This is a genomic window from Endozoicomonas sp. ALB032 (assembly GCF_049310125.1).
Classification (GTDB): domain Bacteria; phylum Pseudomonadota; class Gammaproteobacteria; order Pseudomonadales; family Endozoicomonadaceae; genus Endozoicomonas_A.
Genome location: NZ_JBLYNW010000001.1, coordinates 1,578,011 through 1,603,543 on the forward strand (window position 1 = coordinate 1,578,011; position 25,533 = coordinate 1,603,543).

The following is a 25,533-nucleotide window of genomic DNA, read 5'->3' on the forward strand; positions in this document are numbered from 1 at the left end:
AAGCCGAGTCGAATCCATTTTGAATGTCTTTTTCATACAAAGATAAATTCCCACTTTGGAGTTTTGAAGGAGCCAAGCATGAGCCCTGTTAACAGCAATTCGGGTATTGACTCGCCAACTCATGGACAACCTCAACTTGAGGAAGCATCAACGGTTTTCAGTGCAGGCAGGGAGGTTAGTGTATACATGCAAAATCAATCGCCATTGCTCTGTTTACCCTTCGAAACAAAATCGATGATTATTCGCTATTTGGGTTTTCGCGAGATTACCCGTTTAGCCAAGGTATGCAGGCATCTTCGCGATCTTGTTGAAAACGATAAAGCTCTGGAAAGAGCCTGGTTTCGCCGATTTCCTTCACAACACCAATATCAACTAAAGGCCATGATAGCGAGAAAAGATGAGCAACAACTTCGTGACTGGCTGGCGCCGTTTGCGGATGAGGAAACTATCGAGTCACTTTTAAAACAACGAGAAAGTACTTACTTTCCTGCTCAGCTCCTTTTCACCAACAGTAAACTGATGTCTCAATGTAAAAAATTCAAGCTGGTAGAAAAAACCGAAATTCCCCATGCTGACTATATCAGGACAGCCACCTTCAGTGCCGACAGCCGCCGTGTGGTGACCGCCAGTTGGGATTATAAGTTGAAAATCTATGGCCAGGAGAATGATGGAACCTGGGAAGAAAAAAACACTATTACCCATAATGGTCCTGTCAGGTCGGCCTGCTTTAGCTCTGATGGCCGTCATGTGTTAGCCGCCGGTTATGAAAGGGCATTCACTATCTACAGTCAGGCGGACAATGGATCCTGGCAAGCAAAAGCCACCATTCCAGATGTTATTAATGTCAGATCAGCCACCTTCACTGCTGATGGCTGCCGTTTGATGACTGTTGGTCGAGATCACACAGTGAAAATCTTTGCTCAGGGAGACAATGGATCATGGGAATTAGAGGAAACCATTTGCCATACCAGTCCGATCGAATCGGCCAGGTTCAGCGCCAATGAGAGTCTTCTGGTGATCCAGGATACAGAATTAGTTGTTTCAATCTACGGCAAGGAGGCCTCTGGATCATGGGTGGAAAAAGCCACCATTGAAGAAAACCCGATCATAATTGTCAATATCAGCGCCGATAGCTGCCACCTGTTAACCAAAGATTCAGATCACAAGGCAATTATCTTTAACCTGCAGGCCGATGGATCATGGAAAAAATCAGCCACGATCTCCCATGATGATATAATCATCCTGGCCACCTTCAGCGCCGATAGCTGCCATATGGTGACCACCGGTTGGGATCACAAGGCGAAAATCCACAGCCAGAGGGCTGATTCATCATGGCAGGAAAAAGGCTGCATCACCCACAGTAACGAGATCACCTCAGCCACCTTCACTGCCGATTGCCTTCATGTGGTGACCACCAGTAGAGATAACACGGCAAGAATCAGTAGTCTTCAGGCCGATGGATCATGGCAAGAAAAAGCCTGCATTAGCCATAATAACAGCGTCCACTCAGCCACCCTCAGTGCCGATGGTTGTCATATGGTAACCGCCAGTACGGATGGTACGGCGAAAGTTTTTGGTCTGCAGACCGATGGGTCATGGCTGAAAAAAGCCATCATCCGACACGATAAAGGAGTCATCTCAGCCAACTTCAGTCCCGATGACCGACATGTGGTGACCGTCAGTTTTGATGCCAGTGCGAGAATCACTGAACTATCGAAGGCCGATGATGATCGAATGTGCTTAACCCACCTCCTGTCTCAGGCTGAATGCATCCTCTTTTGATCTATGACCTTGAAAAAAAATTTCCCGGACCAGGGCTCTGTTTTTTCCTGGCTTCACTGACCTCAATATTGTGAACTTTCATCCTGAAACCGAGTCCAACCTGCTGAATCCATTTTGAATGTCTTTTTAATACAAAAAGGATAAATACTCACTTTGGCGTTTTGAAGGAGCCAGGCATGAGCCCTGTTAACAGCAATTCGGGCATTGACTCGCCAACACCTGTACAACCTCAACTTGAGGAAGCATCAACGGTTGTCAGTGCAGGCAGGGAAGTTAGTGTATACCACCAAAATCAATCGCCATTGCTCTGTTTACCCTATGAAACAAAGTCAATGATTATTCGCTATTTGGGTTTTCGCGAGATTACCCGTTTAGCCAAGGTATGCAGGCATCTTCGCGATCTTGTTGAAAACGATAAAGCTCTGGAAAGAGCCTGGTTTCGCCGGTTTCCTCTACGACACCAATATCAACTAAAGGCCATGATAACGAGAAAAGATGAGCAACAACTTCGTGACTGGCTGGCGCCGTTTGCGGATGAGGAAACTATCGAGTCACTTTTAAAACAACGAGAAAGTACTTACTTTCCTGCTCAACTCCTTTTCACCAACAGTAAACTGATGTCTCAATGTAAAAAATTCAGGCTGGTAGAAAAAGCCAAAATTCCCCATGCTAACTTTATCACCACAGCCACCTTCAGCGCCGACAGCCGCCGTGTAGTGACCGCCAGTTGGGATCATAAGTTGAAAATCTATGGCCAGGAGAATGGTGGAACCTGGGAAGAAAAAAACACTATTACCCACAGCGGTGCAGTCAGGTCGGCCAGCTTTAGCTCTGATGGCTTTCATGTGTTAGCCACCAGTTCCGGTTATGATAAGACAGTCACTATCTACAGTCAGGCGGACAATGGATACTGGGAAGCAAAAGCCACCATTCCCAATGTTCATAATATCGGATCAGTCACCTTCACTGCTGATGGCCGCCGTTTGATGACTGTCGGTCCAGATCACACGGTGAAATTCTTTGGTCAGAGGGACAATGGATCATGGGAATTAAAGGATACTATTTACCATACCAGTTCAGTCAGTTCGGCCAGGCTCAGTGTCGATGAGAGTCTTCTGGCGATCCGCGATATAAATTCCGTTGTTACAATCTATGGCAAGGGGGCCGCTGGATCATGGGTGGAAAAAGCCACCATTCAACGCACCCAGTACGCAATTCTCGATATCAGCGCCAATAACTGCCACCTGTTAACCAGAGCAGGTTTCAGGGTAAATATTTTTAACCTGCAGGCCGACGGATCATGGAAAGAAGCAGACACGATTTCTCATAATTTTATAGTTAACACAGCCACCTTCAGCGCCGATAGCTGCCATGTGGTCACTGCCAGTAAGGATCATCAGGCGAAAATCTACAGCAAGAGGGCTGATTCATCATGGCAAGAAAAAGCCTGTATTACCCACAATGACGAGCTCACCTCAGCCACCTTCAGTGCCGATTGCCTCCATGTGGTGACCACCAGTAGAGATAACACGGCAAAAATCTATGGCCTGCAGGCCAATGGATCATGGCGAGAAGAAGCCAACATTAGCCATAAGAACAGGGTACCCCCAGCCACCTTCAGTGCCGATGGTCGTCTTGTGGTTACCCCCAGTTGGGATGGTACGGCGAAAGTTTTTGGTCTGCAGACCGATGGGTTATGGCTGGAAAAAGCCACCGTCCGACACGAGAAAGGAGTCATGTCAGCCATCTTCAGTCCCGATGACCGACATATGGTGACCATCAGTTTTGATTGCAGTGTGAAAATCACTGGACTGTGGAAGGACGATGATGATCGAATGAGCGTAACCCAACGCCTGCCTGAGGTTGGTTGTCTCTTCGTTTGATCCATGACCTTGAACAATTTCCCCGGATCAGGGTTCTGCTTTTTCCTGGTTTCACTGACCTCAATATTGTGAACTTTCATTCTATAGCCGAGTCCAACCTGTTGAATCCATTTTGAATGCCTTTTTCATACAAAAGGATAAATACTAACTTTGGAGTTTTGAAGGAGCCAGGCATGAGCCCTGTTAACAGCAATTCGGGCATTGACTCGCCAACACCTGTACAACCTCAACTTGAGGAAGCATCAACGGTTGTCAGTGCAGGCAGGGAGGTCAGTGTATACGTAAAAAATCAGTCGCCATTGCTCTGTTTACCCTATGACACAAAGTCGATGATTATTCGCTATTTGGGTTTTCGCGAGATTACCCGTTTAGCCAAGGTATGCAGGCATCTTCGCGATCTTGTTGAAAACGATAAAGCTCTGGAAAGAGCCTGGTTTCGCCGGTTTCCTTCACCACACCAATATCAACTAAAGGCCATGATAACGAGAAAAGATGAGCAACAACTCCGTGACTGGCTGGCGCCGTTTGCGGATGAGGACACTGTCGAGTTACTTTTAAAACAACGAGAAAGTACTTACTTTCCTGCTCAGCTCCTTTTCACCAACAGTAAACTGATGTCTCAATGTAAAACATTCAGCCTGGTGGAAAAAGCCGAAATTAACCATTCTAACCGTATCAGCACAGCCACCTTCAGCGCCGACAGCCGCCATGTGGTGACCGCCAGTTGGGATCATAAGTTGAAAATCTATGGCCAGGAGAATGGTGGAACCTGGGAAGAAAAAAACACTATTACCCATAGTGGTGCAGTCAAGTCGGCCAGCTTTAGCTCTGATGGCCTTCATGTGTTAGCCACCGGTTATGATAAGACAGTCACTATCTACAGTCAGGCGGACAATGGATCCTGGGAAGCAAAAGCCACCATTCCTGATGTTAATAATGTCAAATCAGTCACCTTCATTGCTGATGGCTGCCGTTTGATGACTGTCGGTCCAGATCACACGGTAAAATTCTTTGGTCAGGGGGACAATGGATCATGGGAATTAGAGGATACTATTTACCATACCAGTCCGGTCAATTCGGCCAGGTTCAGTGTCGATGAGAGTCTTCTGGCGATCCAAGATATATATGCCGTTATTACAATCTACGGCAAGGGGGCCGATGGATCATGGGTGGGAAAAGCCGCCATTCAAGACCTCCAGATCGCAATTGCCGATATCAGCGGCGATAACTGCCATGTGGTGACCAGCAGTTGGGATGGCAGTGCAAAAATCTATAGCCAGAAGGCCTCTGCATCATGGCAGGAAACAGCCTGTATATCCCACTTTAGATGGCTCACCTCAGCCAACTTTAGTGCCGATTGCCTCCATGTGGTGATCACCAGTGACGATAATACGGCAAAAATCAGTGGTCTCCAGGCTGACGGATCATGGCAGGAAGAAGCCAGTATTCCCCATAAGGGCAGAGTCGTCTCAGTCACCTTCAGTGCCGATGGTCGTTTTGTGGTGACCGCCAGTGAGGATGGTACGGCGAAGGTTTTTGGTCTGCAGACCGATGGCGCATGGCTGGAAAAAGCTACCATCCGACACAAGAATGGAGTCCTCTCAGCCGACTTCAGTCCCGATGACCGATATGTGGTGACCATCAGTGATAATTACATTGCGAGAATCACTGAGCTGTGGAAGGACGATGATGATCGAATGAGTGTAACCCGACGCCCGCCTCAGGTTGGTTGTCTCCTCTTTTGATCCATGTCCTTGAAAAATTTTCCCGGATCAGGGCTCTGCTTTTTCCTGGTTTCACTGACCCCAATATTGTGAACTTTCATACTAAAACCAGGTCCAACCTGTTGAATCCATTTTGAATGTCTTTTTAATACCAAAAGGATAAATACTCACTTTGGCGTTTTGAAGGAGCCAGGCATGAGCCCTGTTAACAGCAATTCGGGCATTGACTCGCCAACACCTGTACAGCCTCAACTTGAGGAAGCATCAACGGTTGTCAGTGCAGGCAGGGAGGTCAGTGTATACATCCAAAATCAATCGCCATTGCTCTGTTTACCCTATGAAACAAAGTCAATGATTATTCGCTATCTGGGTTTTCGCGAGATTACCCGTTTAGCCAAGGTATGCAGGCATCTTCGCGATCTTGTTGAAAACGATAAAGCTCTGGAAAGAGCCTGGTTTCGCCGATTTCCTTCACAACACCAATATCAACTAAAGGCCATGATAACGAGAAAAGATGAGCAACAACTTCGTGACTGGCTGGCGCCGTTTGCGGATGAGGACACTGTCGAGTCACTTTTAAAACAACGAGAAAGTACTTACTTTCCTGCTCAACTCCTTTTCACCAACAGTAAACTGATGTCTCAATGTAAAAAATTCAAGCTGGTAGAAAAAGCCAAAATTCCCCATCCTGACGGTATCATCACAGCCAACTTCAGTGCCGACAGCCGTCGTGTAGTGACCGTCAGTTGGAATCATAAGCTGAAAATCTATGGCCAGGAGAATGATGGAACCTGGGAAGAAAAAAACACTATTACCTATAGTGGTGCAGTCGGGTCGGCCAGCTTTAGCCCTGATGGCCGTCATGTGTTAGCCACCGGTTCCGCTAATGATAAGACAGTCACTATCTACAGTCAGGCGGACAATGGATCCTGGGAAGCAAAAGCCAGCATTCCCGTTCATAGTGTCAGTTCTGTCACCTTCACTGCTGATGGCCGCCGTTTGATGACTGTCGGTCCAGATCACACGGTGAAATTCTTTGGTCAGGGGGACAATGGATCATGGGAATTAAAGGATACTATTTACCATACCAGTCCAGTAAATTCGGCCAGGTTCAGTGTCGATGAGAGTCTTCTGGCGATCCAGGATACAGAACTCGTTGTTACAATCTATGGCAATGGGGCCGATGGATCATGGGTGGAAAAAGCCACCCTTCAAGACACCCCGAGCGTAATTGCCAATATCAGCGCCGATAACTGCCACCTGTTAACCTACAGTTCAGATCGCACGGCAAATATCTATGACCTGCAGGCCGATGGATCATGGAAAAAAGCAGCCACGATTTATCATGATGATGTACTCCACTCAGCCAGCTTCAGCGCCGATAGCTGCCATGTGGTGACCGCCAGTTTTGATTGTAAGGCGAAAATCTACAGCCAGAGGGCTGATTCGTCATGGCAAGAAAAAGCCTGCATTACCCACAATGAACATCTCACCTCGGCCACCTTCAGTGCCGATTGCCTTCATGTGGTGACCACCAGTTGTGATAGCACGGCAAAAATCAATGGCCTGCAGGCCAATGGATCATGGCAAGAAGAAGCCAACATTAGCCATAAGCACTTCGTCCTCTCAGCCACCTTCAGTGCAGATGCTCGTCTTGTGGTTACCGTCAGTATGGATGGTACGGCGAAAGTTTTTGGTCTGCAGACCGATGGGTCATGGCTGGAAAAAGCCACCGTCCGACACGAGAAAGAACTCATCTCAGCCAAATTCAGTCCCGACGACCGACATGTGCTGACCGTCAGTTATGATTGCAGTGCGAGAATCACTGAACTATCGAAGGCCGATGATGATCGAATGAGCCTGACCCACCTCCTGCCTCAGGTTGAATGCATCCTCTTTTGATCCATGACCTTGAAAAATTTTCCCGGATCAGGGCTCTGCTTTTTCCTGGTTTCACTGACCCCAATATTTTGAACTTTCATCATAAAACCGAGTCGAATCTATTTTGAATGTCTTTTTCATATTTTTCATACAAAGATAAATACCAACTTTGGAGTTTTAAAGGAGCCAGGCATGGGCCCTGTTAACAGAAATTCGGGTATTGACTCGCCAACCCCTGGACAACCTCAACTTGAGGAAGCATCAACGGTTGTCAGTGCAGGCAGGGAAGTTAGTGTATACATGCAAAATCAATCGCCATTCCTCTGTTTACCCTATGACACAAAGTCGATGATTATTCGCTATTTGGGTTTTCGCGAGATTACCCGTTTAGCCAAGGTATGCAGGCATCTTCGCGATCTTGTTGAAAACGATAAAGCTCTGGAAAGAGCATGGTTTCGCCGGTTTCCTTCACCACACCAATATCAACTAAAGGCCATGATAACGAGAAAAGATGAGCAACAACTTCGTGACTGGCTGGCGCCGTTTGCGGATAAGGACACTGTCGAGTCACTTTTAAAACAACGAGAAAGTACTTACTTTCCTGCTCAGCTCCTTTTCACCAACAGTAAACTGAAGTCTCAATGTAAAAAATTCAAGTTAGTGAAAAAAACTGAAATTACCCACCTTGAACGAGTCAACGCAGCTACCTTCAGCATCGATGGCCGCCATCTGGTAACGGCCAGTGATACAACAGCGAAAATCTTCGGCCAGAAGGCCAATGGATCATGGGAATTACAAGGCACCATTTCCCATAATAATTGGGTCACATCAGCCAGCTTCAGTCCCGATGGCCGCCATGTGGTGACTGCCAGTCTGGATCACACGGCGAAAATCTATGGTCAGGAGGATGATGGATCATGGAAAGAAAAAGCCATCATTCCCCATATTGAACAGGTCACTTCAGCTACCTTTAGCGCTGATGGCCGCCGTTTGATGACTGTCGATCCAGATCACAGGGTGAAATTCTTTGGTCAGGGGGACAATGGATCATGGGAATTAGAGGAAACCATTTACCATACCAGTCAGGTCAATTCGGTCAGGTTCAGCGTCGATGAGAGTCTTCTGGCGATCCACGATATAAATGCCGTTGTTACAATCTACGGCAAGGTGGCCAGTGGATCATGGGTGGAAAAAGCCACCCTTCAAGGCATCCAGATCGCAATTGCCGATATCAGCGCCGATAACTGCCATGTGGTGACCACCAGTTGGGATGGCAGTACAAAAATCTATAGCCAGAAGACCTCTGCATCATGGCAGGAAACAGCCTGTATATCCCACGCCAGATGGCTCACCTCAGCCAACTTTAGTGCCGATTGCCTCCATGTAGTGATCGCCAGTAATGATAACACGGCAAAAATCAATGGCCTGCAGGCCAATGGATCATGGCAAGAAGAAGCCAACATTAGCCATAAGAACAGCGTCCTCTCAGCCACCTTCAGTGCCGATGGTCGTCTTGTGGTCACCGCCAGTGCGGATGGTACGGCGAAGGTTTTTGCTCTGCAGACCGATGGCGCATGGCTGGAAAAAGCTACCATCCGACACAAGAAAGGAGTCCTCTCAGCCGACTTCAGTCCCGATGACCGATATGTGGTGACCATCAGTGATAATTACATTGCGAGAATCACTGAGCTGTGGAAGGACGATGATGATCGAATGAGTGTAACCCGACGCCCGCCTCAGGTTGGTTGTCTCCTCTTTTGATCCATCTCCTTGAAAAATTTTTCCGGATCAGGGCTCTGCTTTTTCCTGGTTTCACTGACCCCAATATTGTGAACTTTCATACTAAAACCAGGTCCAACCTGTTGAATCCATTTTGAATGTCTTTTTCATACAAAAAGGATAAATACTAACTTTGGAGTTTTGAAGGAGCCAGGCATGGGCCCTGTTAACAGCAATTCGGGCATTGACTCGCCAACACCTGGACAACCTCAACTTGAGGAAGCATCAACGGTTGTCAGTGCAGGCAGGGAGGTCAGTGTATACATCCAAAATCAATCGCCATTGCTCTGTTTACCCTATGAAACAAAGTCAATGATTATTTGCTATTTGGGTTTTCGCGAGATTACCCGTTTAGCCAAGGTATGCAGGCATCTTCGCGATCTTGTTGAAAACGATAAAGCTCTGGAAAGAGCCTGGTTTCGCCGATTTCCTTCACAACATCAATATCAACTGAAGGCCATGATAACGAGAAAAGATGGGCAACAACTTCGTGACTGGCTGGCGCCGTTTGCGGATGAGGACACTGTCGAGTCACTTTTAAAACAACGAGAAAGTACTTACTTTCCTGCTCAGCTCCTTTTCACCAACAGTAAACTGATGTCTCAATGTAAAACATTCAGTCTGGTGGAAAAAACCGAAATCAACCATTCTAACCGTATCAGCGCAGCCACCTTCAGCGCCGACAGCCGCCATGTGTTGACCGCCAGTGTGGATCATAAGTTGAAAATCTATGGCCAGGAGAATGGTGGAACCTGGGAAGAAAAAAACACTATTACCCATAACGATGCAGTCATGTCGGCCAGCTTTAGCTCTGATGGCCGTCATGTGTTAGCCGTGATAGCCTACGGTTACCATCATACATTCAATATCTACGGTCAGGCAGACAATGGATCCTGGGAAGCAAAAGCCTCCATTCCTCATGTTCTCAATGTCAATTCAGTCACCTTCAATGCTGATGGCCGCCGTTTGCTGACTGTCGGTCCAGATCACACGGTGAAATTCTTTGGTCAGGGGGACATCGGATCGTGGGAATTAGAGGAGACTGTTTATCATTCCAGTCTGGTTCATTCGGTCAGGTTCAGTGTCGATGAGAGTCTTCTGGCGATCCTCGATATAAATTACGTTGTTACAATCTATGGCAAGGGGGCCGATGGATCATGGGTAGAAAAAGCCACCCTTCAAGGCATCGCAGAAATCGCCAATTTCAGCGCCGATAGCTGCCACCTGTTAGCCTACAGTTTAGGTCGCACGGCAAATATCTATGACCTGCAGGCCGATGGATCATGGAAAAAAGCAGCCTCAATTTGTCATGATGATTTGCTCATCACAGCCACCTTCAGCTCCGATAGCTGCCATGTGGTGACCGCCAGTTGGGACGGCAAGGCAAAAATCTATAGCCAGAAGGCCTCCGCATCATGGCAGGAAAAAGCCTGTATCTCCCACACTAATAGAGTCGTCTCAGCCACCTTCAGTGCCGATTGCCTCCATGTGGTGACCACCAGTGACGATAATACGGCAAAAATCAGTGGTCTCCAGGCCGACGGATCATGGCAGGAAGAAGCCAGCATTCCCCATAGGCACAGAGTCTTCTCAGCCACCTTCAGTGCCGATGGTCGTCTTGTGGTCACCGCCAGTGTGGATGGTACGGCGAAAGTTTTTGGTCTGCAGAACGACGGCGCATGGCTGGAAAAAGCCACCATCCGACACGAGAAAGGATTCATCTCAGCCGACTTCAGTCCCGATAACCGACATGTGGTGACCGTCAGTAATGATTACAGTGCGAGAATCACTGAGCTGCGGAAGGACGATGATGATCGAATGAGCACAACCCAGCAACTGCCTGAGGCTAGTTGTCTCCTCTTTTGATCCATGACCTTGAAAAATTTTCCCGGATCAGAGCTCTGCTTTTTCCTGATTTCACTGACCCCAATATTTTGAACTTTCATCCTGAAACCGAGTCGAATCCATTTTGAATGTCTTTTTCATATAAAGATAAATACCAACTCTGGAGCTTAGAAGGAGACAGGCATGAACCCTGTTAACAGCAATTCGGGCATTGACTTACCCTCGCCAACACATGGACAACCTCAACTTGAGAAAGCATCAACGGCTGTCAGTGAAGGCAGAGAGGTTAGTGTATACAAGCAAAATCAATCGCCATTGCTCTGTTTACCCTACGAAACAAAATCGATGATTATTCGCTATTTGGGTTTTCGCGAGGTTACCCGTTTAAAACTGGTATGCAAATTTCTTTGCATACTTGTTGAAGAGGATAAAGTTCTGGAAAGAGCGTGGATTCGCAAGTTTCCTTCGCCCTACCATTATCAACCAAAGACCATCGTCAGGACAAAAGATGAGCAACAACTCCGTCATTGGTTGGAGGCGTTTGCGGATATGGGCACTGTCGAGTCACTCTTAAAACAACAAAAGAGTATTTATTTTTCTGCTCAGTTACTTTTCATCAACAGTAAACTGATGTCTCAATGTAAAAAATTCAAGTTAGTGGAAAAAATCGAAATGACCCATGATAAAAAAGTCAGAGCGGTCAATTTCAGCCCCGATGATCGCCATCTGGCATCCGTCAGTGAAGATAAAACAGTGAAAATCTGCAGCCAGAAGACCGATGGATCATGGGAACCAAAAGCCACCTTTTTCCACAATCACAGGGCTGTTTTAGCCAACTTCAGCCCCGACGGCCGCTATCTGGTAACTGCCAGTCACGATAATACAGCAAGAATCTATGTTCAGCAGGACGATGAATCATGGGCACCAAAAGCCACCTTTACCCACGATAATTGGGTTGCATCAGCCACCTTCAGCCCAGATGGCCGCCATCTGCTAACCGCCAGTCATGATCACACAGCGAAAATCTACGGTCAGGGGGACGATGGATCATGGGAGGTAAAAACCATCATTTTCCATGATCATATGATTCTTTCAGCCACCTTCAGCGCTGATAGTCAGCATATGATGAGCGTCGGCTTTGATCACACGGTGAGGATCCGTAGTCAGGGGGACGATGGATTATGGGAAGTAGAGGACACTATTCATGAAAGTTATGTCTATTTAGCCAGGCTCAGTCCCGATGACCGTCATCTGGCGATCATCTGTGTTGATTACGCTCTAAAAATTTATGGTCGGGGGGACGATGGATCATGGGTAAAAAAAGCCCCCCTTCAACACAGGAGCACAATCACATCTGCCAACTTCAGCGCCGATAGCTGTCATCTGGTAACCGTCAGTTTAGATGACACGGCAAAAATCTTTGACCTGCAAACCGATGGATCGTGGAAAGAAATAGCCACGATTCCTCATGATTGTAACGTTCGCTCAGCCGAATTCAGCGCCAATAGCCTCCATGTGGTGACTGCCAGTGATGATAAGACCGCAAAAATATACACCCGGAAGGCCCCTGGATTATGGGAAGAAACAGCCTGCATTACCCATAAGAAGGTGGTCAACTCAGCCAAATTCAGCGCCGATTGCCTTCATGTGGTGACCACCAGTGATGATAACACAGCGAAAGTCCTTGGCCTGCAGGCCGATGGATCATGGTTGGAAAAAGCCATCATCAGGCACAAGAAAGCAGTCACCTCAGCCAAATTCAGTACCGATGGCCGAAACCTGGTGACGGTCAGTAAAGATATCAGCGTAAGAATCACCGAACTACGCAAGAAGGATTGATGATCGAATAAGCGTATTTTTGCTTAGAACCGATTAAAAAACAGTGTCAGGTGTCTTTGTGCCAGTCTCTGCTATGCTGTTCCTCTTTGACATTTTATCAAGGAGTAACCCATGAGTGCGAAACCCAAACCTCAGTCGACAGAGATTAATCATATTCGTAACACTCTGGCTGACGTAGTTGACGGCCTCGGTCAAACCCGTGGTGAGATGCACCAGAGATTTGACCAGCAAGATAAGCGCCTTGACCAGCAGAGCAAAGAAATCAGCGAACGGTTTGACCAGCAGAGCAAAGAAATCAGCAAACGGTTTGACCAGCAAGATAAGCGCCTTGACCAGCAGAGCAAAGAAATCAGCAAACGGTTTGACCAGCAAGATAAGCGCCTTGACCAGCAGAGCAAAGAAATCAGCGAACGGTTTGACCAGCAGAGCAAAGAAATCAGCGAACGGTTTGACCAGCAAGATAAGCGCCTTGAGCAGCAAGATAAGCGCCTCGACCAGCAAGGTTCTGATATTGCTGCTATCAAAGAAATGCTCCAAGCCTTACTCTCCCGCCAATAACCACGCCACCTAACAACTCACTTGACGGGGAAAGCTACGCTGCCCTCAGTTCTGGGTTATATCGAGAGCACAATGGCAATTTTTGCACTTGGCTCTCAATGAAAAAATTTCTTTCCATTCTTTACCCGAATCAGGGCTCTTCTTTCTCTTAATTATTTTGAACTTCCATTATAAAACCGAGTCTAAGAGATCGATTTAATTTCGAACGCGCTTTCCAAAACGGAAATAAATAAGTACCTGGCCAGTTGGTTTCGCATATTCTGGCGAGTGGATTTTCTCATCCTTCAAGGCGCAACGACGGGCGCGTAGCCTTAGCTACGCAACCAGAGTTGGAACGCAGAAGGATGGAAAAAGCCGCCGTCCAGAATATGCGAAACCAACTGGTTAGGTACTTACTGCATTTTTGGGGCTTTGGAGGAACCCGCCCGATATGAACCCTTTGAACAACAATTCCAGCGATGACGGTACAGTCTCGCCAACACCCAAGCGACCTCGACTGGAAGCAGTGCCAACGGGTGTCACTGCAGGCAGGGACGTTACTCTGTATACCCAAAATCAATCTTCATTCCTCCGTTTGCCCGACGAACCAAAATCTGTGATTATTCGCTATCTGAGCCTTCGCGAGATTGCCCGTTTGGCGAGGACATGCAAATATCTTGGCGATTTTGTTGAAAACTCTAAAGCCCTGGAAAGAGCATGGTATCGTCGATTTCCTTCACAACACAGAGATCAACTGAAGACCATCTTTAAGGCAAAAACGAATCAAGAACTCCGCGATTGGTTGAGACCGTTTGCGAATAATGAAACTATCGAGTCACTTGTAGAACGACGAGATAATGCTTATTTCCCTGCTCTGTTCCTATTCACCAATAGTAAATTGATGTCTCTATGTGAAAAATTCAACCTGGAGACAAAAACCGAAATCATCCATTCCAGCTGGATCCACAAAGCCACTTTAAGCCCCGATAGCCGCCACCTGGTGACCGCCTGTTTGGATAATATATTGAAAATCTCCAGCCGTGAGAACGATGGATCATGGAAAGTTAAAGCCAACATTTCCCATAACGTCACATCAGCCACCTTCAGTCCCGATAGCCGCCATCTGCTAACCGCCAGTCGCGTTAATGCGGTCATCTATGGTATGGAGGAAGATGGATCATGGAAACTAAAATTCACAATTTCCCATGAAGATGGGGTCTGCTCAGCCACCTTCTCTGCAGATGGCCATCATGTGTTGACCTCCGGTTTGGATAAAAAGTTGAAAATCTATGGACTGGAGAACGATGGATCATGGCAAGCAAAAGCCACTATTAACCATAATGCTGAAGCCGCCGGTCTGGCCAGCTTCAGCATCGATGGCCGTCATTTGATGATCTACTCTACATACTCTGTGACAATCTACGGTAAGCAGGCCAATGACTCCTGGAACGAAAAAGGCACCATTAACCATAATGGTTGGGTGATGACGGCCCAATTCAGCGCCGATGGCGGCTATGTGGTAACTGCCAGCAGGGATGGCAAGGCAAAAATATATGGCCTGCAGGACGATGGGTCATGGAAAAAAACAGACGAGATTCAGCATGATGGCAGTGTCTATTCAGCCAAGTTCAGCACCGATGGCACTCAGGTGGTGACCGCCAGTGAAGATAAAACGACGAAAATCTATGGTCTGCTGGCCGGATCATGGGTAAATAAAGCCATCATTCCTCACGAGAGCCCGGTCCACTCAGCCATCTTCAGCGCCGATAGTCGCCATTTGTTGACCACCATTACTAACAACACGGCAAAAATCTATCGTCTGGAGACCGATGGATCATGGGTAGAAAAAGCCACCATTTCTCACAAAGACAGGATCTATTCAGCCACCTTCAGTACCGATGGTTGTCTTGTAGTGACCGCCAGTAAGGACGCAACGGCGCAAATTTATGGTCTTGGGGCCGATGGATCATGGCTTCAAAAAGCTATTATTTCCCACAGGGGTGTTATCGGTCTCGGCTCAGCCGCCTTCGGTGTCGATGGCCGACATGTGGTGACCTTCAGTGATTACTCGGCAAGAATCACTGAACTACAGAAGGACGTTTGATGATCGAATGTTCGTCGTCGGCTAGCAGCAATCACTTAATCGTTCAACATCTCATCTGGAACTCGGCAACGCCTGTAACCTCTTAATCGCCTAAAGCATTGTCACTGTAGCTGTCATTTATGTCAGGGATTTATTTTTATTATTAATCCAAGTTAAAAGAGTGATGTTTCTGAAAAGGTTTGGATACATTTTTTGTTATGCCCTGCTAAGAAAAATACAAATATTGAGGAGCCAAGAAAAAACATGAATGTTACAGAGCTTAATTCAGAACTTTTTAGTAAAGACCTGACAAGGTTTTTAAATGAGCCTGAATCAAAAGGTAGCCCAAGCTTTAAGAACAGAACCATCAAAATTGTGGTTGCTACCCGGCAGTACATGAGCGATACCATTTTAGAGAGGGGGTATGGTGATATTGCATCCGGGGTAAGGGAGTTGGGATATGTCAGGAAACTCTTTCCTGAAGCAACTTGCTCATTTGTCTTTGAACACCATGCCGCTGACATTGATGAGCTGAATCGATTAAGATCCATCGCCACCTTTGACGACGTTAAAACCTTCATTCTGGATGGTCGCCGTCGACAAATATACCGGCCACCTGAACAGCAGCAGTTAGACAAAGTGCATCAGGAAGAGGAAGTCCGTCAATTGCTGCATGAGGCCGATTTTATCTTGCATGGCCCGAGTGGTTTGATAGCGCCCTTGGCAAACAGCCATGGTGAATTTGCCAGCAAAACTGTGGGTGTTAGTGAATATGAACTCAAAAGCGGAGAATATAGTAAAAAAGGCCGTCATGGAATAGAAGAGATTGATATGGGCTTTAGCTGTCAGCGTTTATACCTGATGGAAAATACATACCCTGACACTGTATTCAAGGACGATTTACTGCGTAAGTATTGCGCTAATCCACTGAGCAAAAGCAGTGATGGGAATGACCAGAGCGTATTTTATTTTGTCTATGGTCATGCTAAATATTTTCTTGCTCAGGCGCTGAGAATTCTGGTGCTGATGGAAGCAAACAACGACAGAGATGTGGTGTTAGTCAGCTCTCAGCAGCTTAATCCGGGCCACGTCAGCGAGTATTTCTCTGAACAGCAGCCGGACTTTTTTCCCTATAAGTCTGTTAAGGTATTCAAAATCAACAGTGATGATAAAAAAGATGTGATCATGACTTTCCAAAATCCCGATGGTGAGCAGGAAAAAAATATACACATTATTACCCCTGGTCGAATAGTAAATAGTGACTTTGATCTTTTACAACAAGGTTCTGTAATCAATTGGAGTTCCGGTGATATCAGTCTCTCCGATGTTCTTGCCAAAGGAAAAATCCCAATCGCTGAGCCCTATAAAAAAGAGGATCTATTTTGGGGAATGTTGAATGCAGTGAAAAAGTTTTGTGCAATTCCGGGAAATGAGCAATATGGTTCTTTGATGGGCCCTTGGAGAACGGCTTGTGCGAGCTTAGCTTATAACCCCAGGAAAAGTTCTCTCACGAAAAGCCTGGCCAGCAGAGTCTCGTTGCAACAACTGCTTGGCTCGCAATGGCAAGCGTTCGAACGTGACTTCACGGATTGGTTAAAAAAGAACAATCAAACCGAATCATTTATCCGGGAAAAAGCAGAATCGATTATCCGGAAAACCCTCTTTGCTGAAAACGATGACAATTCCAGCAATGACAGTTCACTCTCGCCAACAACTCAGCAACCTCAGCTGGAGAAAGCACCTGCGGGTTTCAGTGCAGGCAGGGAGTGACTGTCTATGAGAAAAGTAAATATTCAATTGCTGGTCGCCGAGAGTTTACACTCAAAAATAAATAAGGATATCCATTCGATCCCGATCAATAGATGCTCTGTAAATCAGTTTGTTTTCCTCTAATAAAGCAACAGCTTTCAAGAATAATGCATGACCTTGTTCAACAGCCTTTTTAATATCCATATGTGTATTTAAATACTGCTGCTTAATATGTGTCAGGTAATCAAGGTCATAACTATCCACGTAGCTGATACGGGCAGCATAGCCTTTAACATTCTGTTTTTTCTTAACTCGCATTTTGTCTTTCGCTGTGTTGTAAATAACCTCTGCCAGATTAGGAACCACTGGATCATAGTCGTATCTCAATGTCAGTTTGAACCCCCCGGGTTCCTGATAGAGTGTATCCGGGTGCACGGAAGCTGACATCGGATTAATGCCTTTGGCTAACAGATAATCATGATATCCTTCATACATTTTGTACCTTCTGATTGACTGCTGATAAGCGAAATCACGCAACCAACTGATATTATCACCTGTCAGAAAGCAGCTTCGATGATAGGAAGCGATGTCCAGAATATCGTCCAAAGCCCAGGGAAAAGCTTGTACGACATCGCGAACAATCTCTAATGCAGTGCGGTGGTCGGGTACAGTGTCAGAGTAATGATCAAGGTCAATCATACCGACCTTGTATTGAGTATTGCCATTGTTATCCACTGCTTGAAAGGGAGGAATATTATCGTAACGAATACGCTCTCCTGTCAGCGTTCCACCAATGGTAAAGTCAGGAATTCCCCTCAGGCAGGCCAGCGTCGTCAGATCTTTAATAGCATCACGATAACCTTTGCGATTCAGGCTGTACTCCATATAGTGTGCAAACCAATCTGTTGGTATATTGACCCGCTCTGTAAGCAACATCGCCAGACCACCTATGATCACTGGGAGCATTTTTGGAACAAACAGGTGTTCCAGGCCAAAAGCCTCAAAAAATGTCCGGGCAGAGAGCACTCGACCTGAATTTCTCTGGTCGGTTTTCAGAATATAACCAGGGTACTGATCAATGGAGTAAATGAGGTCGTATCCGCCAACCTTGCGCCTGTCTTTTTGATAGTTCACAGGTTCTGTCCTTGAGTTCAATTCCGCAAGCACAGCGTCAATACTTGGTTCAGAACTGGCAATAGCGCTTGAAACAAAGCAGAACAGCGAGCCGACCAGATATTTTCTTATACCGGATGGTTTCCATGTCTTTTTCAATTTTTCACCTTCGAAAGCTGGATAATTCAGAAAGGATAATTCAGGACAAAGATAGTTCAGGACACGCAGACTAGACATGGCAGAAAATAAAATATTCCCGGGAAAGTGCGGCATTTTTAATGTACGGAATTGCACCCAAGTCATGAATACGGGCATTCAGGTAAAAAATATAAATAGACGATTTGAAACCCTGAGGGTATGCAAATATTTTCACGATCTTAATGAAAAAATACCTTTCTATCATTTTCACGAATCTGGAATCTGTTTTTTCGTCAGTTTCGCTGGCCTTAATGTTATGAACCTCCGTTATAAAACCGACTCAAAAATAAATCAGCATATCCATTCGATTCCGATCAACAGATGCTCTGTAAATCAGTTTGTTTTCTTCTAATAAAGCAACTGCTTTCAACAATAATTCATTACCTTGTTCAATACCCTTATTGTAATCCATATAGGCATCTATATACTGCTGTTGAATATATCTCAGGTATTCAAGGGCACAACTGTTCACGTAGCTGATACGGGCAGCATAGCCTTTAACATTCTGTTTTTTCTTAACTCGCATTTTCTCTTTCGCTGTATTGTAAACAGCCTCTGCCAGATTAAAAACCTCTGGATCATAGTCGTGCCTCAATGTCAGTTTGAACGCCCCGGGTTCCTGATAGAGTGTATCCAGGTGCACGGAAGCTGACATCGGATTAATGCCTTTGGCTAACAGATAATCATGATATTCTTCATACATTGTGTACCTTCTGATTGACTGCTGATAAGCGAAATCACGCAACCAACGGATCTCATCACCTGTCAGTAAGCAGCTTTGATGATAGGAAGCGATTTCCAGAATATCGTCCAAAGCCCAGGGAAAAGCTTCCGCAACTTCGCGAACAGTCTCTAATGCAGGGGGGCGGCGGACGGGTACAGTGTCATCGTAATAATCAAGGTCAATCATAGCGACCTTGTATTGAGTATTGCCATTGTTATCCACTGTTTGAAAAGGAGGAATATTATCGTAACGAATACGCTCTCCTGTCAGCATTCCATTAATGGTAAAGTCAGGAATACCCCTCATGCAGGCCAGCGCCGTCAGATCCTTAATAGCATCACTATAACCTTTGCGGTTCAGACTGTACTCCATATAGTTTGCAAAACTATCTGTTGGTATGTTGACCCGCTCTGTAAGCAACATCGGCTGACCACCTACGATCATTGGGAGCATTTGTGGAACAAACAGGTGTTTCAAGCCAAAAGCCTCAAAAAATGACCTGGCAGAGAGCACTCGACCTAAATTTCCCCGGTCGATTTTCAGAATATAACCAGGGTACTGATCAATGGAGTAAATGGGGCCGCGCCCGCCAGCCAGACGCCTGACTTTTTGATAGTTCACAGGTTCTGTCCTTGAATTCAATTCCGCAAGCACAGCGTCAATACTCGGTTCAGAACTGGCAATAGCGCTTGAAACAAAGCAGAACAGCGAACCCACCAGATATTTTCTTATACCGGATGGTTTCCATGTCTTTTTCAATTTTTCACCTTCGAAAGCTGGATAATTCAGGACACGTAATTTAGACATGGCAGAAAATAAAATGTTCCCGGGAAAGTGCGGCATTTTTAATGTACGGAATTGCACCCAAGTCATGAATACGGGCATTCAGGTAAAAAATATAAACAGACCATTTGAAAGCCTAAGGGTATGCAAATATTTTCACGATCTTAATAAAAAAATACCTTTCTATCATTTTCACGAATCAGGACTCTGTTTTTTTTGTCAGTTTCGCTGGCCTTAATGTTATGAACCTCCATTATAAAACCGACTCCAACTCCATCAGAATTGAACAAATTTTGATTACCCTTTCTGAGCAAGGATTAAAACTGACTCAGGCGCTTTGGAGGAGCCCGATATGAACCCTTTAAACATCAATTCCGGCAATGACAGTTCAACACCTCAGCAACCACAGCGGGAGGAAGCACCTGCAGGTTTCAGTATCGGCAGGGAAGTGATTGTCTATGAGAAAAGTAAATCTCCATTCTTTGATCTGCCCGATTTAGAAAAGTCCCTGATTTTTCGCTATTTGGGTCTTCGCGAGATTACCCGTTTAAAAAGAGTATGCAAATATTTTCACGATCTTGTTGAAAATAATAGAACGCTGGAAAGAGCATGGATTCGCCAGTTTCCTTCACCCTTTCAATCTCAACTAAAGACCATCGTCAGGACAAAAGATGAGCAACAACTTCGTAATTGGGTGCAGGCGTTTGCGGATATGAGCACGGTCGAGTCACTCATGGAACAACAAAAGAATATTTATTTTCCTGCTCAGTTATTTTTCATCAACAGTAAACTGATGTCTCAATGTAAAACGTTCAAGTTAGTGGAAAAAATCGAAATTATCCATGATAAAAAAGTCCAGACAGTCAACTTCAGCCACGATGAACGCCATCTGGCAACCGCCAGTGACGATAAAACAGCGAAAATCTACCACCAGAAAACCGATGGATCATGGGAACCAAAAGCCGTCATTTCCCATAAGGGTGTTGTCGCCTCAACCAAATTCAGCCCCGATGACCGCCATATGGTAACCGTCAGTTACGATAAAACAGCGAAAATCTATCGTCTGGGAGACGATGGATCCTGGCAACAAAAAACCACCGTTGGCCATTATGGCTGGAGCTATTCAGTCAACTTCAGTCCCGATGGCCAACATCTGGTAACCGCCAGTGACGATAACACAGCGACAATCTATGGCCTGGACGAAGATGAACAATGGGGAGTAAAAAACACTATTTCCCATGAAGGAATGATCACTTCAGCCACCTTCAGCGCTGATGGGTGCAATCTGGTGACCGTCAGTGTGGATAGCGTGAAAGTCAGTAGTCAGTTGGACGATGGCTCATGGGCAGTAGAGGGCGCTATTCATGAAAGATATATCGCTTCGGCCAGGCTCAGCTCCGATGGCCGTCATCTGGTGATCTCCGGTTTAGCTGCAGGTGTAAAAATCTATGGTCAGGGGGCCGCTGGATCATGGGTAAAAAAAGCCACTTTTAGTCACAGGGGCCTGATCAACTCTACCAGCTTCAGCGCCGACAGCTGCCATCTGGTAACCGCCAGTAGTGATCGCACGGCGAAAATCTGTCACCTGCAGGACGATGGATCATGGCAAGAAATAACCAGTATTCATCATGATAGTGAGGTCTTCGCAGCCAACTTCAGCGCCGATTGCCGCCATGTGGTGACCGCCAGTAAAGATAACACGGCGAAAATCTATAGCCTGCAGGACGATGGGTCATGGAAAGAGCAAGCCTGTATTACCCACAAAGGGGCGGTCAACTCATCTAACTTCAGTGCCGATTGCCTCCATGTGGTGACTGCCAGTGATGACAACATGGTGAAAATCAGTGGCCTGCAACTCGATGGATCATGGCGGGAAAAAGCCACCATTCAACACAACAATAAAGTTACCTCAGCCAGTTTCAGCACCGATAGCCGAAATCTGGTGACCGTCACTAAAGATAACAAGGTGAGAATCACTGAACTGCGAAAGAAGGATTGATGATCGAATCATTCCACTGACCTCACTCTTTTGAACTTCCATTATAAAACCGGGTCAAACAGATCGAATCAATTTTAAATGCCCTTTCCAGGCAGAGATAAATAGCGACTCTGGAGCTTAAGAGAAATCAGGCATGGACCCAATAAACAGCAATGCCAGCATTGACAATTCACTCTCGCCAACACCTGGGCAACCTCAGCAGGAGGAAGTACCCACAGGTTTCAGTGCAGGTAAGGAAGTGACTGTCTACGAGAAAAGTCAAAGTTCATTCCTGAATTTACCCGAATTAACACAGCGTATAATTATTCGCTATCTGGGCTTTCGCGAGATTACCCATTTAAAAAAGGTATGCAAATATCTTCGCGATCTTGTTGAAAATGATAAAGCTCAGGAAAGAGCCTGGTATCGCCAGTTTCCTTCACCCTACCAATATCAGCCAAAGACCATCGTAAGGACAAAAGATGAGCAACAACTCCGTAATTGGTTGAAGCCGTTTGTGGACAGGGACACTGTCGAGTCACTCTTAAAACAACAAAAAAGTATTTACTTTCCTGCTCAGTTACTTTTTATCAACAGTAAACTGATCTCTCAATGCGAAAAATTCGAGTTAGTGGAAAAACTCGAAATTATCCATTACGGAGAAGTCAGAATGCTCAATTTCAGCCCCGATGATCGCCATCTGGCAACCGCCAGTAACGATAGAACAGCGAAAATTTATGCTCAGCAAGACAATGGATCATGGGAACCAGTAGCCACCATTTTCCACAGGGACAAGGTCCTTGCAGCCAAATTCAGTCCCGATGGCCGCCATCTGGTAACCATGAGTTACAACAACATAGCGGTAATCTGTTGCCTGGCCGACGACGGGTCATGGGAAGAAAAAACCATCATTCCCCATTTTGGCTTTGGCAATGCAATCAACTTCAGCCCCGATGGCCAACATCTGATAACCATGAGTGATTGTGACACAGCAAAAATCTATGGTCTGAACGGAGACGGACAATGGGAAATAAAAAACACCATTTCCCATGATTGGATGATCTTTTCAGCCACCTTCAGCGCTGATGGATACAATCTGGTGACCTTCGATGGGGCTAGTGTGAAAATCTCCAGTCAGATGGATGATGGCTCATGGGTAGTAAAAGACAGTGTTTATGATGGAAAAATCACTTCGGCCAAGCTCAGCTCCGATGGCCATCATCTGGTGATCTCCGATGTAGATGAAGTTGTGAAAATCTATGGTAAGGGGTCCGCTGGATCATGGGTAAAAAAAGGCACTCTCCGGCACAAGAGACTAGTCAACTTTGCCGACTTCAGCACCGACAGCTGCCATCTGGTAACCGTCGGTTTAGATCGCACGGTAAAAATCTGTCACCTGCAGGACGATGGATCATGGAAAGAAATAACCAAGATTTGTCATGACGATCGGGTCTTCTCAGCCAACTTCAGCGCCGATTGCCGCCATGTTGTGACCGCCAGTAAAGATAACACGGCCAAAATCTACAGCCTGCAGGACGATGGATCATGGAAAGAACGAGCCTGTATTACCCACAGGGGGGCGGTCAACTCAGCCAACTTCAGCGCCGATGACCTCCATGTGGTCACCGCCAGTGAAGATAACACGGCCAAAATCATTGGCCTGCAGGCCGGTGGATTCTGGCTGGAAAAAGTCATTGTTCAACATGATTGTGCAGTCACCTCAGCCATCTTCAGCGCCGATAGCCGACATGTGGTGACCGTCACTGAAGATTGCATCGCGAGAATCACTGAACTGCGGAAGAAGGATTGATGATCGAATCATTCCACTGACCTCACTCTTTTGAACTTCCATTATAAAACCGGGTCAAACAGATCGAATCAATTTTAAATGCCCTTTCCAGGCAGAGATAAATAGCGACTCTGGAGCTTAAGAGAAATCAGGCATGGACCCAATAAACAGCAATGCCAGCATTGACAATTCACTCTCGCCAAAACCTGAGCAACCTCAGCTAGAGGAAGCAGCATCAGGTTTCAGTGCAGGTAAGGAAGTGACTGTCTACGAGAAAAGTCAAAGTTCATTCCTGAATTTACCCGAATTAACACAGCGTATAATTATTCGCTATCTGGGCTTTCGCGAGATTACCCATTTAAAAAAGGTATGCAAATATCTTCGCGATCTTGTTGAAAATGATAAAGCTCAGGAAAGAGCCTGGTATCGCCAGTTTCCTTCACCCTACCAATATCAGCCAAAGACCATCGTAAGGACAAAAGATGAGCAACAACTCCGTAATTGGTTGAAGCCGTTTGTGGACAGGGACACTGTCGAGTCACTCCTGAAACAACAAAAAAGTATTTACTTTCCTGCTCAGTTACTTTTCATCAACAGTAAACTGATGTCTCAATGTAAAAAATTCAAGTTAGTGGATAAAGCCGAAATCCTCCACAGAGACAGAGTCAAAACGGCCACCTTCAGCCTCGATGGTCGCCATCTGATAACTGCCAGTTTTGATAAAACAGTGAAAATCTATGTTCAGAAGGACGATGGATCATGGCAACCGAAAGTCGCCATTTCCCATGATCATAGTGTCCTCTTCACCAACGTCAGCCGCGATGGCCGTCATCTGGTGACCGCCAATGTCGATAGAACAGCAAGAATCTATGGTCTGGAGGACGATGGATCATCGAAAATAAAAGCCACCATTACCCATGCTCGCCGAGTCAATTCAGCCATCTTCAGCCTCGATGGCCGACACCTGGTCACCACCAGTAACGATAGAACAGCGAAAATCTATGGTCTGGAGGAGGATGGATCATGGGAAATAAAAACCACCATTACCCATACTTGCTGGGTCCTTCCAGCCAACTTCACTGCTGATTGCCGCCATCTGGTGACCGTCAGTAGGGATCATAAGGTGAAAATCCTTAGTCAGGGGGACGATGGATCATGGAAAGTAGAGGACACTATTCGTGAAAGTTCTATCATTTTGGCCAGGCTCAGCCCCGATGGCCGTCATCTGGTGATCTTCGTTAAAGATTTTGTTCTAAAAATCTATGGTCAGGGGGCTGCTGGACCATGGGTAGAAAAAAGCACCCTTCGATACGAGAGCTTTGCCTCTATCAAATTCAGTGCCGATAGCCGCCACCTGGCAACCGCCGGTTGGGACGGCAAAGTGAAAATCTGTAACCTGCAGGACGATGGATCATGGCAAGAAATAGCCACAATGGTTCATGACGATCCCGTCTATTTAGCCACTTTCAGCGCCGATGGCCGCCATCTGGTCACCGCAAGCGATGATAACACGGCGAAAATCTGTAACCTGCAGGCTGATGGATCATGGAAAGAAATGACCACAATTGTTCACGATGATTCTGTCCACTCAGCCACATTCAGCCCCGATAGTCTCCATGTGGTGACTGCCAGTGAAGATAACACGGCCAAAATCATTGGCCTGCAGGCCGGTGGATTCTGGCTGGAAAAAGTCATTGTTCAACATGATTGTGCAGTCACCTCAGCCATCTTCAGCACCGATAGCCGACATGTGGTGACCGTCAGTAACGATCACAAGGTGAGAATCACCGAACTATGGAAGAACGATTGATGACCGAATCATTCCACTGACCCCACTCTTTTGAAC

General features: G+C 46.1%; 15 protein-coding genes. 13 read left to right on the forward strand and 2 right to left on the reverse strand.

The genetic code is table 11. The features are described 5' to 3' along the window. Nucleotides 1–78 precede the first annotated feature (78 nt). From ACO6VG_RS05265 to ACO6VG_RS05310, 10 genes are all read left to right on the forward strand, one after another. Nucleotides 79–1,782 (forward strand): F-box/WD repeat-containing protein, encoded by a 1,704-nt coding sequence (locus tag ACO6VG_RS05265; protein WP_422409866.1) that lies wholly within the window; start codon nucleotides 79–81, stop codon nucleotides 1,780–1,782. 176 nt (nucleotides 1,783–1,958) lie between these two features. Continuing rightward, nucleotides 1,959–3,665 carry an F-box/WD repeat-containing protein gene (locus ACO6VG_RS05270; protein ID WP_422135942.1) on the forward strand — a complete coding sequence of 569 codons (1,707 nt, stop codon included), beginning with the start codon at nucleotides 1,959–1,961 and terminating at the stop codon, nucleotides 3,663–3,665. A gap of 173 nt (nucleotides 3,666–3,838) precedes the next feature. Continuing rightward, complete coding sequence (locus ACO6VG_RS05275) at nucleotides 3,839–5,410, forward strand: F-box/WD repeat-containing protein (RefSeq protein WP_422473011.1); 1,572 nt, start codon at nucleotides 3,839–3,841, stop codon at nucleotides 5,408–5,410. Nucleotides 5,411–5,584: 174 nt separating this feature from the next. Next, a complete protein-coding gene (locus tag ACO6VG_RS05280; protein ID WP_422473013.1) occupies nucleotides 5,585–7,291 on the forward strand; it encodes an F-box/WD repeat-containing protein in 1,707 nt (568 codons plus the stop codon). A 171-nt stretch (nucleotides 7,292–7,462) separates the two neighbouring features. After that, nucleotides 7,463–9,031, forward strand: coding sequence for an F-box/WD repeat-containing protein (locus tag ACO6VG_RS05285; RefSeq protein WP_422473015.1), 1,569 nt, complete (start codon nucleotides 7,463–7,465; stop codon nucleotides 9,029–9,031). Nucleotides 9,032–9,205: 174 nt separating this feature from the next. Continuing rightward, nucleotides 9,206–10,915: an F-box/WD repeat-containing protein gene (locus tag ACO6VG_RS05290; RefSeq protein WP_422473017.1), complete on the forward strand. Its 1,710-nt coding sequence runs from the start codon at nucleotides 9,206–9,208 to the stop codon at nucleotides 10,913–10,915. A gap of 162 nt (nucleotides 10,916–11,077) precedes the next feature. Beyond that, entirely contained in the window at nucleotides 11,078–12,733 is a 1,656-nt protein-coding gene (locus ACO6VG_RS05295; RefSeq protein ID WP_422139319.1) for an F-box/WD repeat-containing protein, read from the forward strand. A gap of 111 nt (nucleotides 12,734–12,844) precedes the next feature. Next, the gene (locus ACO6VG_RS05300) at nucleotides 12,845–13,291 is read left to right on the forward strand and encodes a hypothetical protein (protein ID WP_422473019.1); all 447 of its coding nucleotides are present in this window, start codon (nucleotides 12,845–12,847) and stop codon (nucleotides 13,289–13,291) included. 430 nt (nucleotides 13,292–13,721) lie between these two features. Beyond that, on the forward strand, nucleotides 13,722–15,374 hold the full coding sequence (locus ACO6VG_RS05305; protein WP_422473021.1) for an F-box/WD repeat-containing protein: 1,653 nt from the start codon (nucleotides 13,722–13,724) through the stop codon (nucleotides 15,372–15,374). 243 nt (nucleotides 15,375–15,617) lie between these two features. Continuing rightward, entirely contained in the window at nucleotides 15,618–17,123 is a 1,506-nt protein-coding gene (locus ACO6VG_RS05310) for a hypothetical protein (protein ID WP_422473023.1), read from the forward strand. Between the two features lie 51 nt (nucleotides 17,124–17,174). On the opposite strand, the gene ACO6VG_RS05315 is transcribed toward ACO6VG_RS05310, so the two are convergent. Together ACO6VG_RS05315 and ACO6VG_RS05320 are read right to left on the reverse strand one after the other, a co-directional pair. After that, nucleotides 17,175–18,374: a hypothetical protein gene (locus ACO6VG_RS05315; protein ID WP_422135949.1), complete on the reverse strand. Its 1,200-nt coding sequence runs from the start codon at nucleotides 18,372–18,374 to the stop codon at nucleotides 17,175–17,177. 319 nt (nucleotides 18,375–18,693) lie between these two features. Next, complete coding sequence (locus tag ACO6VG_RS05320) at nucleotides 18,694–19,896, reverse strand: hypothetical protein (RefSeq protein ID WP_422135950.1); 1,203 nt, start codon at nucleotides 19,894–19,896, stop codon at nucleotides 18,694–18,696. Between the two features lie 376 nt (nucleotides 19,897–20,272). Here ACO6VG_RS05320 and ACO6VG_RS05325 point away from each other — a divergent pair, with 376 nt between their 5' ends. The 3 genes from ACO6VG_RS05325 to ACO6VG_RS05335 all read left to right on the forward strand — a co-directional run bounded on the left by ACO6VG_RS05325 (nucleotide 20,273) and on the right by ACO6VG_RS05335 (nucleotide 25,497). After that, the gene (locus ACO6VG_RS05325) at nucleotides 20,273–21,919 is read left to right on the forward strand and encodes an F-box/WD repeat-containing protein (protein WP_422473025.1); all 1,647 of its coding nucleotides are present in this window, start codon (nucleotides 20,273–20,275) and stop codon (nucleotides 21,917–21,919) included. Nucleotides 21,920–22,052: 133 nt separating this feature from the next. After that, nucleotides 22,053–23,708 carry an F-box/WD repeat-containing protein gene (locus ACO6VG_RS05330; protein WP_422473027.1) on the forward strand — a complete coding sequence of 552 codons (1,656 nt, stop codon included), beginning with the start codon at nucleotides 22,053–22,055 and terminating at the stop codon, nucleotides 23,706–23,708. Between the two features lie 133 nt (nucleotides 23,709–23,841). Next, on the forward strand, nucleotides 23,842–25,497 hold the full coding sequence (locus ACO6VG_RS05335; RefSeq protein ID WP_422473029.1) for an F-box/WD repeat-containing protein: 1,656 nt from the start codon (nucleotides 23,842–23,844) through the stop codon (nucleotides 25,495–25,497). The last annotated feature ends 36 nt before the right edge of the window (nucleotides 25,498–25,533 follow it).